15 protein-coding genes and 1 riboswitch are annotated in these 14,228 nt (G+C 51.6%); of the genes, 9 read left to right on the top strand and 6 right to left on the bottom strand.

From position 1 onward, the window contains the following. The first annotated feature begins 425 nt into the window (after positions 1–425). Together purH and purD are read left to right on the top strand one after the other, a co-directional pair. Positions 426–2,015: a bifunctional phosphoribosylaminoimidazolecarboxamide formyltransferase/IMP cyclohydrolase gene (gene purH, locus LC084_RS22700; protein WP_226574509.1), complete on the top strand. Its 1,590-nt coding sequence runs from the start codon at positions 426–428 to the stop codon at positions 2,013–2,015. Positions 2,016–2,029: 14 nt separating this feature from the next. After that, entirely contained in the window at positions 2,030–3,319 is a 1,290-nt protein-coding gene (purD, locus tag LC084_RS22695) for a phosphoribosylamine--glycine ligase (protein WP_226574506.1), read from the top strand. 70 nt (positions 3,320–3,389) lie between these two features. On the opposite strand, the gene LC084_RS22690 is transcribed toward purD, so the two are convergent. The 6 genes from LC084_RS22690 to nudC all read right to left on the bottom strand — a co-directional run bounded on the left by LC084_RS22690 (position 3,390) and on the right by nudC (position 7,780). Further along, on the bottom strand, positions 3,390–4,088 hold the full coding sequence (locus tag LC084_RS22690) for a DUF1481 domain-containing protein (protein WP_226574503.1): 699 nt from the start codon (positions 4,086–4,088) through the stop codon (positions 3,390–3,392). Between the two features lie 13 nt (positions 4,089–4,101). Beyond that, positions 4,102–4,374 (bottom strand): nucleoid-associated protein HU-alpha, encoded by a 273-nt coding sequence (gene hupA, locus LC084_RS22685; protein ID WP_036103018.1) that lies wholly within the window; start codon positions 4,372–4,374, stop codon positions 4,102–4,104. 186 nt (positions 4,375–4,560) lie between these two features. Continuing rightward, a complete protein-coding gene (locus LC084_RS22680; RefSeq protein ID WP_226574501.1) occupies positions 4,561–5,151 on the bottom strand; it encodes a YjaG family protein in 591 nt (196 codons plus the stop codon). Between the two features lie 33 nt (positions 5,152–5,184). Beyond that, on the bottom strand, positions 5,185–5,865 hold the full coding sequence (nfi, locus tag LC084_RS22675) for a deoxyribonuclease V (protein WP_226574499.1): 681 nt from the start codon (positions 5,863–5,865) through the stop codon (positions 5,185–5,187). Continuing rightward, on the bottom strand, positions 5,865–6,929 hold the full coding sequence (hemE, locus tag LC084_RS22670) for a uroporphyrinogen decarboxylase (protein WP_226574497.1): 1,065 nt from the start codon (positions 6,927–6,929) through the stop codon (positions 5,865–5,867). The genes nfi and hemE overlap by 1 nt, the downstream gene beginning before the upstream one ends. A gap of 77 nt (positions 6,930–7,006) precedes the next feature. Beyond that, positions 7,007–7,780: an NAD(+) diphosphatase gene (gene nudC / locus LC084_RS22665; RefSeq protein WP_226574495.1), complete on the bottom strand. Its 774-nt coding sequence runs from the start codon at positions 7,778–7,780 to the stop codon at positions 7,007–7,009. Between the two features lie 171 nt (positions 7,781–7,951). On the opposite strand from nudC, the gene rsd reads away from it, so the two are divergent. The 7 genes from rsd to thiH all read left to right on the top strand — a co-directional run bounded on the left by rsd (position 7,952) and on the right by thiH (position 14,107). Beyond that, the gene (rsd, locus tag LC084_RS22660) at positions 7,952–8,452 is read left to right on the top strand and encodes a sigma D regulator (protein ID WP_226574492.1); all 501 of its coding nucleotides are present in this window, start codon (positions 7,952–7,954) and stop codon (positions 8,450–8,452) included. A gap of 54 nt (positions 8,453–8,506) precedes the next feature. Beyond that, a riboswitch (TPP riboswitch) is annotated at positions 8,507–8,616 on the top strand. A 93-nt stretch (positions 8,617–8,709) separates the two neighbouring features. Continuing rightward, the gene (thiC, locus tag LC084_RS22655; protein WP_226574490.1) at positions 8,710–10,605 is read left to right on the top strand and encodes a phosphomethylpyrimidine synthase ThiC; all 1,896 of its coding nucleotides are present in this window, start codon (positions 8,710–8,712) and stop codon (positions 10,603–10,605) included. Beyond that, complete coding sequence (gene thiE / locus LC084_RS22650) at positions 10,605–11,240, top strand: thiamine phosphate synthase (protein WP_226574511.1); 636 nt, start codon at positions 10,605–10,607, stop codon at positions 11,238–11,240. Before thiC ends, thiE begins: the two co-directional genes overlap by 1 nt. Then, on the top strand, positions 11,233–11,988 hold the full coding sequence (locus LC084_RS22645; RefSeq protein WP_226574488.1) for a HesA/MoeB/ThiF family protein: 756 nt from the start codon (positions 11,233–11,235) through the stop codon (positions 11,986–11,988). Before thiE ends, LC084_RS22645 begins: the two co-directional genes overlap by 8 nt. Continuing rightward, entirely contained in the window at positions 11,972–12,172 is a 201-nt protein-coding gene (gene thiS / locus LC084_RS22640) for a sulfur carrier protein ThiS (RefSeq protein WP_226574485.1), read from the top strand. Before LC084_RS22645 ends, thiS begins: the two co-directional genes overlap by 17 nt. A gap of 1 nt (position 12,173) precedes the next feature. Beyond that, complete coding sequence (locus LC084_RS22635; RefSeq protein ID WP_226574482.1) at positions 12,174–12,956, top strand: thiazole synthase; 783 nt, start codon at positions 12,174–12,176, stop codon at positions 12,954–12,956. After that, complete coding sequence (thiH, locus tag LC084_RS22630) at positions 12,953–14,107, top strand: 2-iminoacetate synthase ThiH (RefSeq protein ID WP_226574480.1); 1,155 nt, start codon at positions 12,953–12,955, stop codon at positions 14,105–14,107. The genes LC084_RS22635 and thiH overlap by 4 nt, the downstream gene beginning before the upstream one ends. The last annotated feature ends 121 nt before the right edge of the window (positions 14,108–14,228 follow it).

Below are 14,228 nucleotides of genomic sequence, written 5' to 3'. Positions count from 1 at the left end.
TATTACGCTTTCCTCTTTCAGAGTCAACCCAATTTTTCAGGATTTTTTCTCTTCATCTTCCCGGCTTACTGCACTCAGTGAAGCGTGCCGCCGTGTCGATGGAGGCGCATTATAGGGAGTTCAGATTTTGCTGCAATAGAAAATTTGCATAAAAAAGACTGAGTGCTGCATTCCCCAGCAAAACCCGGCTTTATACCCGATTATCAACAGAGTTATCCACAATCCTGGTTGATGAGGAAATTTTGCGAGCGTCACGCAAACGTTTTCGCTACAATGCACCCGCGTTTTCGCAGACCCACTTTAGAAGGGTGTCAGTCCTGCTTTTCTTTATTAGATGTATTAATCGCAGTACATATAGATAGAACAAAGCAGCACTCACACTCTTCTGCAATTGCAATAAACTGAAATCCAGGGGATTGATCACCATGCAACAACCTCGTCCTGTACGCCGCGCTCTTCTCAGCGTGTCTGATAAAGCCGGTATCGTCGAATTTGCCCAGGCCCTTTCTCAACGTGGCGTTGAGCTGCTCTCCACAGGTGGCACTGCCCGCTTGCTGGCGGATGCAGGCCTGCCGGTAACCGAAGTTTCTGATTACACCGGTTTCCCGGAAATGATGGATGGACGAGTGAAAACGCTGCACCCGAAAGTGCACGGAGGCATTCTTGGCCGCCGCGGGCAGGATGACGACATCATGGCAGAACATGAAATCTCCCCAATTGATATGGTCGTCGTGAACCTGTACCCGTTTGCCCAAACGGTTGCCCGTGAAGGTTGCACACTGGAAGACGCCGTTGAAAATATTGATATTGGTGGCCCTACCATGGTTCGCTCCGCCGCCAAGAACCATAAAGATGTCGCGATTGTGGTTAATAGCAATGACTACGCCACTATCGTTACTGAAATGGATGCCAATAACGGTTCACTGACTTTTGAAACCCGCTTCGACCTGGCAATTAAGGCATTCGAGCATACCGCTGCCTATGACAGCATGATTGCTAACTACTTTGGCACCATGGTTGCGCCATACCACGGTGAAACAGATAAACCTTCTGGCCGCTTCCCCCGCACTCTGAACCTGAACTTTGTGAAAAAGCAGGATATGCGTTATGGGGAAAACAGCCACCAGCAGGCCGCTTTCTATATAGAGAACCAGGTAACAGAAGCTTCTGTAGCAACTGCTGAGCAGGTCCAGGGCAAGGCGTTGTCTTATAACAACATTGCCGATACCGACGCCGCTCTTGAGTGTGTGAAAGAGTTCAATGAGCCTGCCTGTGTGATTGTGAAACACGCCAACCCCTGTGGCGTGGCGATTGGTGACGATATTCTTGCTGCTTACGAGCGCGCCTGGAAAACCGACCCGACCTCCGCTTTTGGCGGCATTATTGCTTTCAACCGCGAACTGGACGAGCAAACAGCTCAAGCCATTATCTCCCGCCAGTTTGTTGAGGTCATTATTGCCCCTTCAGCGACTGCTGAAGCATTGAAAGTGACAGCGGCCAAACAAAACGTGCGTGTGCTGGTTTGTGGCGAATGGCAGGCTCGCGTACCTGGGCTTGATTTTAAACGCGTCAATGGTGGCTTACTGGTCCAGGACCGCGATCTGGGTATGGTGGGTGAAAGCGAATTACGTGTTGTCACGAAACGCCAGCCTTCTGCCGAAGAACTGCGAGATGCCCTGTTCTGCTGGAAAGTGGCCAAATTTGTGAAATCCAACGCCATTGTTTATGCCAAAGAAAATATGACCATTGGTATTGGCGCCGGGCAGATGAGCCGTGTTTATTCCGCCAAAATTGCTGGTATCAAAGCCGAAGACGAAGGCCTGGAAGTAAAAGGCTCAGCCATGGCATCTGATGCGTTCTTCCCGTTCCGTGATGGTATTGATGCAGCTGCAGCAGTGGGCGTTACCTGTGTTATCCAACCAGGTGGCTCCATTCGCGACGAAGAAGTTATTGCCGCCGCCGATGAACACGGTATTGCTATGATCTTCACTGGTATGCGTCACTTCCGCCATTAATTCAGGAGCCTCGCATGAAAGTATTAATTATTGGTAATGGTGGGCGCGAGCATGCGTTGGCATGGAAAGCAGCCCAGTCACCCCAGGTAAAAACAGTATTTGTCGCACCGGGTAATGCAGGAACCGCACTCGAACCTGCTTTACAGAATGTGGACATCAACGTAACGGATATCCCGGCACTGTTGAGCTTTGCGCAAAACGAAAAAATTGACCTGACGATTGTTGGCCCGGAAGCACCGCTGGTGATTGGTGTGGTTGATGCCTTCCAGGCTGCGGGCCTGACAATTTTTGGCCCAACTAAAGGTGCTGCGCAACTGGAAGGCTCCAAAGCGTTCACTAAAGACTTTCTGGCCCGGCACCATATTCCAACCGCCGAATACCAGAATTTCACTGAGGTGGAGCCTGCACTGGCTTATGTCCGTGAAAAAGGTGCCCCTATTGTTATTAAGGCCGATGGCCTGGCTGCCGGTAAAGGCGTGATTGTGGCGATGACGCTGGAAGAAGCGGAAGCGGCCATTCAGGATATGCTGGCAGGCAATGCTTTTGGTGATGCCGGGCACCGGGTGGTGGTTGAAGAGTTTTTAGATGGTGAAGAAGCCAGCTTTATTGTGATGGTGGATGGCGAGCACGTATTGCCGATGGCCACCAGCCAGGATCATAAACGTGTTGGTGATGGTGATTCTGGCCCGAATACCGGTGGTATGGGTGCCTATTCCCCGGCTCCGGTAGTTACAGATGAAGTCTTCAACCGCACCATGGAACGCATCATTTGGCCAACCGTGAAAGGTATGGCGGCAGAAGGCAACACCTATGTGGGCTTTTTATATGCCGGTCTGATGATTGATAAGCAGGGCAACCCGAAAGTTATCGAGTTCAACTGCCGTTTCGGGGACCCGGAAACACAGCCGATTATGTTACGCATGAAATCCGATTTAGTTGCGTTGTGCCAGGCAGCCTGCGAAGGTGCGTTGGATAAACAAACCTCTGAGTGGGATGAGCGTGCGGCTCTTGGTGTGGTAATTGCCGCTGGCGGCTACCCCGGTAGCTACAACACTGGCGATGTTATCCATGGCCTGCCGCTGGAATCCTCAACTGATGCGAAAGTGTTTCACGCAGGTACCCGCCTGGACTCCCAGGAAAACGTCGTCACTAACGGTGGGCGCGTATTGTGCGCAACTGCATTGGGCAACACAGTGGCACAGGCACAGGCAAATGCTTATGCGTTGATGAAACCCATTCACTGGGAAGGCAGCTTTAGCCGCTCAGACATTGGTTACCGCGCCATTGAGCGTGAACAAAACTAAGCACGGCAAAACGTACAGGCCACCTTCGGGTGGCTTTTTTATTGCCAAGGGAACCGGGTTAAACAAACCGCTAGAAGGTATCGGCTTTAGGCTGCCAGCTACAGAAGTCACTATTGGCAACCAGCAGTAATTGGGTGCCTTCTGGCGCGGAGAGCCAGGCAACACTCACCGGTTTCGTGGAATTGCGTTGCCGGTCCTGGATATAGGACAAGAAAAAGGAATCAAACTTCGGGAATGACGTCTTACCTTCACAGGTTGTGATACTTTCGTTCTGGTTCCAGTGCCCTTGATGCAATACCACTTTACCAGTACGCAATGCATCACTGGTTTTGCGGATACGCGAAGCGTTGTATTGCTCAAGCGCTATTTGTTCATTAGAGAGCTGTTGCTTCATGCCATTAACTTCACGCTGCATGAAACTCAGTGCACCATTGGCATCAAAACGAACAGTGAGCGTTTGTGGCTCATCCCCTTCCGTTTTCAGTACCATAGAAACCAGTTTGTCACCCTGCCAGCGATAGTCATTTACCGCTGTACTTCCGTTGTGCCACGGGCTAAAAACACTCAACAGGTGGACAGTGCCATTTTCACCATCTTTGCGCCAGATACGCACAGCGCCGCCTTCATCAACATAACCACTGGCGGTAAAAGGGGGCAAACCCTGTTTATGCGAACTGCATCCCACCAGCACACCTCCCGCCAACAACAGGCAGGACAGCCGCCAGAATGACAAAAGGGGCGTTACCGCCCCTCTGATAAAACTGTTCACTGTTGGAGTACGATTATTTAACCGCGTCTTTCAGTGCTTTGCCGGATACAAACGCAGGAACGTTTGCAGCAGCGATTTTGATTTCTTTACCCGTTTGCGGGTTGCGGCCAGTGCGCTCAGCACGGTGGTTCACTTTGAAGGTACCGAAACCAACCAGTTGTACAGTATCGCCTTCTTTCAGAGACTCAGTAATCGCAGCCAGAGTGGATTCCAGAGCAGCTTTCGCTTGTGCTTTTGACAGTTCAGCCTTGTCCGCAATTACATCAATCAGTTGAGTCTTATTCATAAGTTATCCTTACAATGTGTTTATCGCTTGCTAAGCATCGAGTGCGATGGAAATGCCTGTTAAGCACTCTCCTGCATACACGCACCGATAGCCACTTTTTTTCGCCCCACAAATGTAGACCAGACAAGGGGCTGATGGGAAGCCTCCAGGTACGACAAATCAGACACTGAGAGGTGTTTTCTTATCTTATTGCTGAAAATTTATACCGATATTGCTAATACCCGCTTCTCGGAGGTCTGTACGCAGCCCTTTGATCAGCTCAATATCGCGTTCTTCGCAATCTGCCAACAGGCGGAAAATCTCCCATTGGATGTCCCATTCTTGTTCAACTGCAGGGTTATCTTTCAACTCTTCGTCGGTCATTTCCCGACCAGACTGTGTCATTTCTAACATGCACACTGACGTGATAGAGGTTTTACTTACCTCGATAGCTTTCTCGAGAGTTTCCCCCCCCAGCAGTGCATGTAACAAATCACTTAACGCCACACAGGCATCTATTGCCGGGTAAACACCGTAGATGTCGAAATCATCCGCAGACGGAATCGCGTCTTCGAACTTCTCCAGTTGAGAGTCGAAGTTAACCTTCGCGTCTTTTACCGTCAATGTCTCCCAGACCAAATCCAGAATCCGCCGATACAGTTGCCCGTTACCAAACTCTGTTTGCTGGCAAAACATGGCGTAATTGGGGTACATCCGCTCACACAGGCAGGCCATAAAAGTAACATGCTGCCAGCTCTGGAGTTTTTCCAGACGCAGGTGAATTGGGTTTTGTAACATAGTGAAGTCTCAACAGTCGATATTGGGCGCAGTTTACTCTACCTGGCGCATTTTTTCTTGCCAGCGTATAAATGCCGGGCGGCGAGATGCAACGGCATCTGCCCAGCGTGTCGGTTCTGGGAGGCGATAGCCTCGCGTACAGCGTTTCACCCACGCAAACGCGGTGTCCGGGTGAACCTTGTGCCCGGGGGAAATAAACAGAGGCAGGCAACGCGGCTTACTGCGCCACACCCAGCCCAAAGTGCGCTCTGAGGACAGCAACGGTGCAACCCCGTCATGGGCCAGCAACTGGCTATCTGATGTGCCATACAGGCGCTTTTTCGCCACACCTATCGTTGGGGTGTCAACCAGTAAACCAAAATGGCTGGCGACACCAAACTGGCGCGGGTGCGCAATCCCCTGGCCATCAACAAAGAGCAAATCAGGGCAACGGGATAGCTTCTCCCACGCCGCCAGCAACGCCGGGCATTCGCGAAAAGAGAGGTAACCGGGGATATACGGGAACGCCGTTGGAATACGTGCAACCTGGTATTCCACCAGCGTTAAATCAGGCCAGGAGAGCAAGACCAATGCGGCACGGGTTACAGTACCTTGTTGTTCGAACCCAACATCAGCACCGCCAATGAATTGCGGTTCAGCAGGTACACCGCAATCTTCGGTTATCACCTGAGAGGCCAGGTGCTGTTGTTGCGCCCTGAGCGCCGCCAGGTCCATTATTTATGCCATTGAGCAGAGAGCCGGTGCACAGCTTCAACAAACGCGCCTGCATGCTCTGGCGGGACATCCTGGTGAATACCGTGCCCAAGGTTGAAGACATGGCCTTCTCCGCGACCAAACCCTGCCAGGATAGATGACACTTCCTCTTCGATACGGGCTGGGGGCGCATACAGCATTGACGGGTCCATATTGCCCTGTAATGCTACTTTATGACCTACCCGACGTCGGGCATCCGCTATATCGGTTGTCCAGTCTATGCCCAGGGCATCGCACCCGGTTTCAGCCATTGCTTCCAGCCACTGCCCACCACCTTTGGTAAACAGTGTCACAGGCACACGACGCCCTTCGTGTTCACGAATCAGACCGGAAACAATTTGATGCATATAATTCAGGGAAAACGCCCGGTAATCTCTCCCACTCAGCACACCGCCCCAGGTATCAAAGATCATCACGGATTGCGCACCGGCCAGAATTTGAGCATTGAGGTAAAGCGTAACGCTTTCGGCAAGCTTGCCTAGCAGCATATGCAAGGTCTGAGGGTCGGCAAACAGCATTTTTTTGATAACCGTAAAGGCCTTACTGCTGCCACCTTCAACCATGTAAGTCGCTAGTGTCCACGGGCTACCGGAGAAACCAATCAGTGGTACCTGCCCGGCCAGCTCACGGCGAATCGTGCGAACGGCATTCATGACATAACCCAGTTCCATTTCCGGGTCAGGAACCGGTAATTTTTCTACATCGGCCTTACTGCGCACTGGCGACGTGAAGCGTGGACCTTCGCCCGCTTCGAAATAGAGCCCCAGCCCCATCGCATCCGGAATAGTCAGAATGTCAGAGAATAAAATGGCAGCATCCAGCGCATAACGGCGCAAGGGTTGCAAAGTTACCTCACAGGCAAGCTCAGCATTCTTGCACAGCGCCATAAAATCCCCCGCTTGCGCACGGGTCGCTTTATATTCCGGTAAATAACGGCCCGCCTGGCGCATCATCCAGACAGGGGTAACATCCACCGGCTGGCGTAACAGGGCTCGCAAATAACGATCATTTTTCAGGTCAGTCATGGGGTTCCTTCTGTGCGCTGATTCACCCGCAGTCAGGGTAGATAAAACAATAAAAATAGGGCGCTGAGTGTAGCATGTTATTCATACTCAGCCCGACATAAGGCAACAGTATCTTCTATCAAACGCCGTGCGACAGTACCCGGAGGAGGAAGGAGCGGAAGCTGATCATAGCGATACCAGTTAGCATCAAGTAGTTCTGACGGGTCTATTTTGATATCACCGCTGTGGTAATCCGCCAGATACGCCATCATCAGCGATTGTGGAAATGGCCATGGCTGTGAACTGACATAACGCAGATTTTTCACCCGAATGCTGCTCTCCTCCATCACCTCACGAGCAACGGCCTGCTCGAGTGTTTCCCCCACTTCTACGAAGCCTGCCAGTACGGTGTAAACACCATTCTTGTGCCGGTTATGGCGAGCCAGCAAAATATGGTCATCGCGGCGAATCGCCACGATGATGCAGGGCGCAATTTGCGGGTAATAGCGCTCGTGGCAGTGGCTGCACAACATCGCCCACTCTGTTTTACTGGGGTACATTTCTGCACCACAGTAGCCACAGAATTTATGAGAACGGTAAAACTCAGCCAGTTGAACGCCCCGGCCAGCTAACTGAAATAGCCCACTTTCTTTGTCCAGCAGTTGCCGAACAGAAGCCATCCCAGTGGGAAAATGATGCTGAACCAGCCAGACTGGAAGGGAATCCCATGTACCAATTTGCATTGCAGGTAAACCATCCAATTGGTACTGCTCTGCGCTCCCGCAGGGTAACTCACCGTCTGGCAACCACAATTTTTGTTCATGGCTGACAACCCACCAGCCTTCATCGGTTTTTTTTACAAAATGTTTCATATTTCCTTGCACAACCTCTGTGTCACTGGCATGTTGGTTTACATAATAGCTACATTCAGATGGTTCAGAGTTTTATCTGGTACTCAAAATAATTCGAGTTGCAGGCGAATACTGCTTATACACCTGCAAATTGAAGCATGACGAGTATATAACTCATGGAGATGCTCAAACATGCTAAACCAACTGGAAAACCTGACAGCCCGTGTTGGTGGTAGTAATACATTAGTTGACAGTTGGCTTAATACCCGCAGGCAACTACTGATTGCTTATTACCGGTTAGTTGGGCTCAAACCTAAAAAGAGTGCCCATTCCGCCATTGATGAAAAAGCGCTGGACGACTTTTGCCAGGGCCTGGTGGACTATCTCTCAGCATGCCACTTTAGTCTTTATGAACGCATCATTCGAGAGATGGAAGGTACCAGTACCGCAAAATCTGTCGCACAAATCTACCCCCGGTTAGAAGCCAATACGCAGTCTATTATGCATTTCTACGATACCAGCCTGGAAACTGCCATTGACCATGATAACTGGCAGGAGTTTCAACAGGCGTTATCAGGGATTGGTGAAGCGCTTGAAGCGCGTTTTACCCTTGAAGATAAACTGCTCACCCTGGTGTGGAAAAATGATTTACAGAATACCGAACCAGACAATGCCGAATCCCGGCCTGCTTGAGTTTTGTTCTGTGAACGAGTAAGTTAGTTTTTATACCTTATCGCGAAAGCGATGTTTTTCTTGTCGGAGTGCCCAGTGTGTAAGCACGGGCTGAGACCGTTAATTCGGGATCCGCGGAACCTGATCAGGTTAATACCTGCGAAGGGAACAAGAGTACTCTCCCGGCATCACGCTTATTTTTCAGCGTTGTTGCGTCTTTGCTACTCCTGTCCGTCGTTCTGACAAGCCACTTCCTGACCAACAAACTGGAATGCGCTATGTCCGTACAAAAAACACCAACCCGCCGCGAGCAACGCGATGCTGCTCAGCAATTTATTAATACTCTGGAAGGCTCTGCTTTCCCTGCCTCAAAGCGCGTATATCTGACGGGTAGCCGCCAGGATATTCAGGTGCCCATGCGTGAGATACAAATGAGCCCGACTGTAACAGGCGGAACAAGGGAAAACCCTGAATTAACGCCAAATGACCCCATCCCGGTTTATGACACTTCGGGCCCTTACGGCGACCCGGATAAAGCCATTGATGTGCTTCAGGGGTTGCCCAAGTGCCGTGAGGCCTGGATTGATGCCCGCGAAGATACCCAACAACTGCACAACAGTTCTTCGTCCTGGACGCTGGCACGCCAGGAAGATGAGGGGCTGGAAGAGTTACGTTTCAAAGGCATTCAGCCACCACGCAGGGCACTAAAAGGGCATTGCGTTACGCAGTTACACTACGCCCGCAAAGGAATTATCACCCCGGAGATGGAGTTTATTGCACTGCGGGAAAATATGGGCCGTGAACGAATTCGCGACAACGTACTACGCCACCAGCATCCGGGGCACAGCTTTGGCGCACATCTCCCGGAAAATATCACCCCTGAGTTTGTTCGTGATGAAGTGGCTGCCGGGCGTGCCATTATTCCGGCAAACATTAACCACCCCGAATCTGAACCGATGATTATTGGCCGTAATTTTCTGGTTAAAGTGAATGCCAATATCGGTAACTCGGCAGTCAGTTCTTCCATTGAAGAAGAAGTGGAAAAACTGGTGTGGTCAACACGCTGGGGCGCCGATACAGTAATGGACTTATCAACCGGCCGCTATATTCATGAAACCCGCGAGTGGATCCTGCGTAACAGCCCGGTTCCCATCGGTACCGTTCCAATTTACCAGGCGCTGGAAAAAGTTAATGGCATTGCAGAAGACCTGACCTGGCCGCTGTTCCGTGACACATTACTGGAACAGGCCGAGCAAGGCGTGGACTACTTCACTATCCATGCCGGCGTACTGTTACGTTATGTGCCAATGACCGCAGACCGCCTCACCGGGATTGTTTCTCGTGGCGGTTCCATTATGGCCAAATGGTGTCTGTCCCATCACCAGGAAAACTTCCTGTACCAGCATTTCCGTGAGATTTGTGAAATTTGTGCCGCCTATGACGTTGCTCTCTCTTTGGGTGACGGCCTGCGCCCAGGCTCCATTCAGGATGCAAACGATGAAGCACAATTCTCAGAATTGCATACGTTGGGTGAGCTGACCCAAATTGCCTGGGAATATGACGTGCAGGTGATGATTGAAGGCCCAGGACATGTGCCGATGCAGATGATTCAGCGCAATATGACAGAAGAGTTGGAGCACTGCCATGAAGCCCCCTTCTATACCCTTGGGCCGCTGACTACCGATATTGCACCGGGTTATGATCACTTCACATCAGGGATTGGCGCGGCAATGATTGGTTGGTTTGGCTGCGCCATGCTGTGTTATGTCACACCGAAAGAGCACCTTGGGCTTCCCAATAAAGAAGACGTAAAACAGGGGCTTATCACCTATAAAATTGCGGCCCATGCAGCCGACCTTGCCAAAGGGCACCCTGGCGCGCAAATCCGCGATAACGCGATGTCAAAAGCCCGCTTCGAATTCCGCTGGGAAGACCAGTTCAACCTGGCTCTCGACCCGTTCACCGCCAGGGCTTACCACGATGAAACGTTGCCGCAGGAATCCGGCAAAGTGGCTCACTTCTGTTCTATGTGCGGGCCAAAATTTTGTTCAATGAAAATCACCCAGGATGTACGTGATTACGCCGCAAAACAACGCGCGGAAGGGATGGAAAACATGGCCCAGGATTTTCGTGCCCGCGGCGGAGAAATTTATCTTCGCAAGGAGCAGGCATGATTTACCAACCTGATTTTCCAACCGTACCTGTCCGGATGGGGTTATACCCGGTCGTTGACAGCATTACCTGGCTGGAGCGCCTGCTGGCTCTGGGGGTGAAAACGCTCCAGATTCGTATCAAAGATAAGCCAGAGCATGAAGTTGAGCAGGATATTATCCAGGCTATTCATCTTGGACAGCGCTATGAAGCCCGGCTGTTTATCAATGATTACTGGCGTTTGGCAATTAAACACCGGGCCTGGGGGATTCATCTTGGTCAGGAAGACCTGGATACCGCGAACCTGAGCGCAATTTGCGATGCGCGGTTACGCCTGGGCGTTTCCACTCATGATGACGCTGAAATCGACCGGGCACTGTCTGTTCGCCCTTCTTACATTGCACTGGGGCATATTTTCCCCACGCAAACCAAACAGATGCCTTCTGAGCCGCAAGGCCTCCAGCAACTGGCTGGCCATATACACCGGCTGCAAGGTTACCCCACAGTGGCAATAGGCGGAATAAGCCTGGCACGAGCGCCAGAGGTACTGGCTACAGGAGTGGGCAGTATTGCAGTGGTCAGCGCCATTACTCAGGCGCAAGACTGGCAGTCTGCAACCAAAGCATTACTTAATTTAGCGGGGAATGGTGATGAATGATCAGGATTTCATGCGTTACAGCCGCCATTTACTGCTAGAGGAAGTCGGCCTCGACGGGCAGCAGGCTCTGAGCAAGTCCTGCGTTGCTGTTATTGGGTTAGGCGGGCTCGGTTCACCGGCTGCTCATTATTTGGCAGGTGCTGGCGTGGGCCAGTTAATCCTTGCTGATGGTGATGTTGTGCATATCAGTAACTTGCACCGCCAAACACTGTACACACAGCAGGATATTGGCCGCCTTAAAGCACATGTTGCAGTTGAAAAACTGGCTCAGGTTAACCCGTCTGTCACACTCACTCCAATCGACCAGTACCTTACACCAGAGACACTAAATAGTGTGCTGGCCGATACCGACCTGGTACTCGACTGCAGTGACAATATGCAAACCCGCCAGGCAATCAATGCGGCATGTGTGGCACTGAACAAACCGTTTATCACCGCCAGTGCAGTCGGGTTTGGCGGGCAAATGATGGTGCTGTCTCCACCGTGGCAACAGGGTTGTTACCGCTGTTTATGGCCTGACGAGCACGAGCCAGAGCGTAACTGCCGTACCGCGGGTGTCCTGGGGCCGGTTGTAGGGTTGTTGGGTGTTAGCCAGGCGCTGGAAGCGCTGAAGTGGCTGGCCGGAGTGACCCACCAGGCAGGTACGCTGTCACTGTTTGATGCCAAAACTAATCTGTGGCGTGCCATTCGGCTGCAGCCTTCGCCCCATTGCCCGGTATGTGGAGGGCAACATGCAAATTCAGTTTAATGACCATCTGGTTAGTTGCACCGAAAACACGACTGTGACGCAGTTGTTGTCTACTTTCCACCAATTGAAACCTGGCACTGCACTGGCGCTTAACCAGACAATCCTGCCACGCGAAAACTGGGATAACCATATTCTACAGCCAGGCGATGACCTGCTGCTGTTTGAAGTCATTGCCGGAGGCTGACATGTTACGCATTGCTGATAAAACTTTTGATTCTCACCTGCTGACAGGCACCGGGAAATTTGCTTCTCCGTTATTAATGCAACAGGCCATTATTGCCAGTGGTACCCAGCTGGTCACACTGGCCCTGAAGCGGGTTGATTTCCGCCAGCACCGGGACGATTTACTGCAACCCTTGCTCGCGGCCGGGGTGCAATTATTACCTAATACATCGGGAGCCAAAACGGCAGATGAAGCAGTCTTCGCTGCACAGCTTGCGCGTGAAGCATTAGGAACTAACTGGGTGAAACTGGAGATCCATCCAGACAGCCGTTACCTGATGCCTGACCCCATCGCTACGTTACAGGCAGCTCGTACACTGGTTAAAGATGGGTTTATTGTTCTGCCTTATTGTGGAGCCGACCCGGTGCTATGCCGCCATCTGGAAGAGGCCGGATGTGCCGCAGTGATGCCACTTGGCGCGCCTATTGGTTCCAATCGTGGGTTACAAACCCAGGCTATGCTGGAAATCATTATTGAGCAGGCAGGGGTTCCGGTGATTGTTGATGCCGGGATCGGCACACCTGGGCATGCCATTACAGCACTGGAAATGGGAGCCGATGCCGTATTAGTGAACACAGCTATCGCCACAGCCGGTAATCCAGTAAGAATGGCAAAGGCTTTCCGACTGGCAGTTGAAGCTGGTGTACTGGCAACCCGTGCCGGGTACGGTGAACAACGCAGCACCGCCAGTGCATCCAGCCCACTGACTGCCTTTCTGAATGCAAGTGCAGAGGTGAACGGATGAACTATTTTAGTGATTACTGGCGCACCCTGAACTGGGATGACATTGCTCTGCGTATTAACAGTAAGACCAAAGAGGATGTGCAGAAGGCGCTATGCCGGGAAAAACGCGGGCCGGAAGATATGATGGCGTTGCTTTCGCCTGCCGCCGCGGAATACCTGGAGCCAATGGCCGTAATGGCCCAACGTTTAACCCGCCAGCGTTTTGGTAATACGGTTAACTTTTATGTTCCGTTATACTTGTCAAACTTATGTGCAAATGATTGTACTTATTGCGGTTTTTCAATGAGTAATCACATTAAGCGTAAGACTCTTGATGGCGAGGAAATCGAACGCGAGTGCGAAGCCATTCGCCAGCTCGGGTTTGAAAACCTGTTGTTGGTCACTGGCGAACACCAAAGAAAAGTGGGAATGGACTACTTTCGGCAATATTTGCCCAGTATTCGCCGTCACTTTAGTTCAGTGCAAATGGAAGTACAGCCTATGAGCGAGGATGAATATTCTGAACTCAAGCTGCTTGGGCTGGATGGTGTTATGGTTTACCAGGAAACCTACCATGAAGCGATTTATGCCCGGCACCATTTACGCGGCAAGAAGCAGGATTTTTTCTGGCGGCTGGATACCCCAGACCGGCTCGGTAAAGCGGGCATTGACCGTATTGGGCTGGGAGCACTGATTGGGCTGTCGGATAACTGGCGAGTGGATTGTTTCATGGTGGCTGAACACCTGCTCTGGTTGCAACAGCATTACTGGCAGAGCCGGTTTTCGGTATCTTTTCCGCGCTTACGCCCATGTGAGGGAGGAATAGTCCCGGCATCGCTCATGGATGAAAAGCAGCTACTTCAGGTTATTTGCGCTTTCCGCTTATTCTCCCCAGAACTGGAGTTATCGCTATCGACCCGTGAATCCCCCTGGTTCCGCGATCACGTTGTCCCACTGGCCATTACCCATGTCAGTGCATTTTCCAGCACACAGCCGGGAGGCTATGCAGACCACCAGCCTGAGCTGGAGCAATTTTCGCCTCATGATAACCGTGCACCCGATGTGGTTGCCAGGGTACTCATGGACGCTGGGTTACAGCCAGTGTGGAAAGATTGGGACAGTTTTTTGGGAAGAGGGCCTCAAACAAGCCCGGCATTTTCAGCAAATCAGTAAATCACTGGAACCCTGCTTCCGGTCCTGAACAACGTGCATTGAACACCTTTCGTGAATAACGATATGGTCACTCCGGCAGCGAATTGCACTGCCCGGGGTGGCCATTTCCCCTCTCCATCGG

Origin of the sequence: Mangrovibacter yixingensis, from assembly GCF_020523985.1 — a bacterium.
GTDB classification, from domain to species: domain Bacteria; phylum Pseudomonadota; class Gammaproteobacteria; order Enterobacterales; family Enterobacteriaceae; genus Mangrovibacter; species Mangrovibacter yixingensis.
This window is presented reverse-complemented; position numbering and strand designations above follow the sequence as displayed.

Coding starts and splice junctions, on each gene's coding strand:
- purH (WP_226574509.1), top strand. CDS start 426: ATGCAACAACCTCGTCCTGTACGCCGCGCTCTTCTCAGCGTGTCTGAT.
- purD (WP_226574506.1), top strand. CDS start 2,030: ATGAAAGTATTAATTATTGGTAATGGTGGGCGCGAGCATGCGTTGGCA.
- hupA (WP_036103018.1), bottom strand. CDS start 4,374: ATGAATAAGACTCAACTGATTGATGTAATTGCGGACAAGGCTGAACTG.
- LC084_RS22680 (WP_226574501.1), bottom strand. CDS start 5,151: ATGTTACAAAACCCAATTCACCTGCGTCTGGAAAAACTCCAGAGCTGG.
- nfi (WP_226574499.1), bottom strand. CDS start 5,865: ATGGACCTGGCGGCGCTCAGGGCGCAACAACAGCACCTGGCCTCTCAG.
- hemE (WP_226574497.1), bottom strand. CDS start 6,929: ATGACTGACCTGAAAAATGATCGTTATTTGCGAGCCCTGTTACGCCAG.
- nudC (WP_226574495.1), bottom strand. CDS start 7,780: ATGAAACATTTTGTAAAAAAAACCGATGAAGGCTGGTGGGTTGTCAGC.
- rsd (WP_226574492.1), top strand. CDS start 7,952: ATGCTAAACCAACTGGAAAACCTGACAGCCCGTGTTGGTGGTAGTAAT.
- thiC (WP_226574490.1), top strand. CDS start 8,710: ATGTCCGTACAAAAAACACCAACCCGCCGCGAGCAACGCGATGCTGCT.
- LC084_RS22645 (WP_226574488.1), top strand. CDS start 11,233: ATGAATGATCAGGATTTCATGCGTTACAGCCGCCATTTACTGCTAGAG.
- thiS (WP_226574485.1), top strand. CDS start 11,972: ATGCAAATTCAGTTTAATGACCATCTGGTTAGTTGCACCGAAAACACG.
- LC084_RS22635 (WP_226574482.1), top strand. CDS start 12,174: ATGTTACGCATTGCTGATAAAACTTTTGATTCTCACCTGCTGACAGGC.
- thiH (WP_226574480.1), top strand. CDS start 12,953: ATGAACTATTTTAGTGATTACTGGCGCACCCTGAACTGGGATGACATT.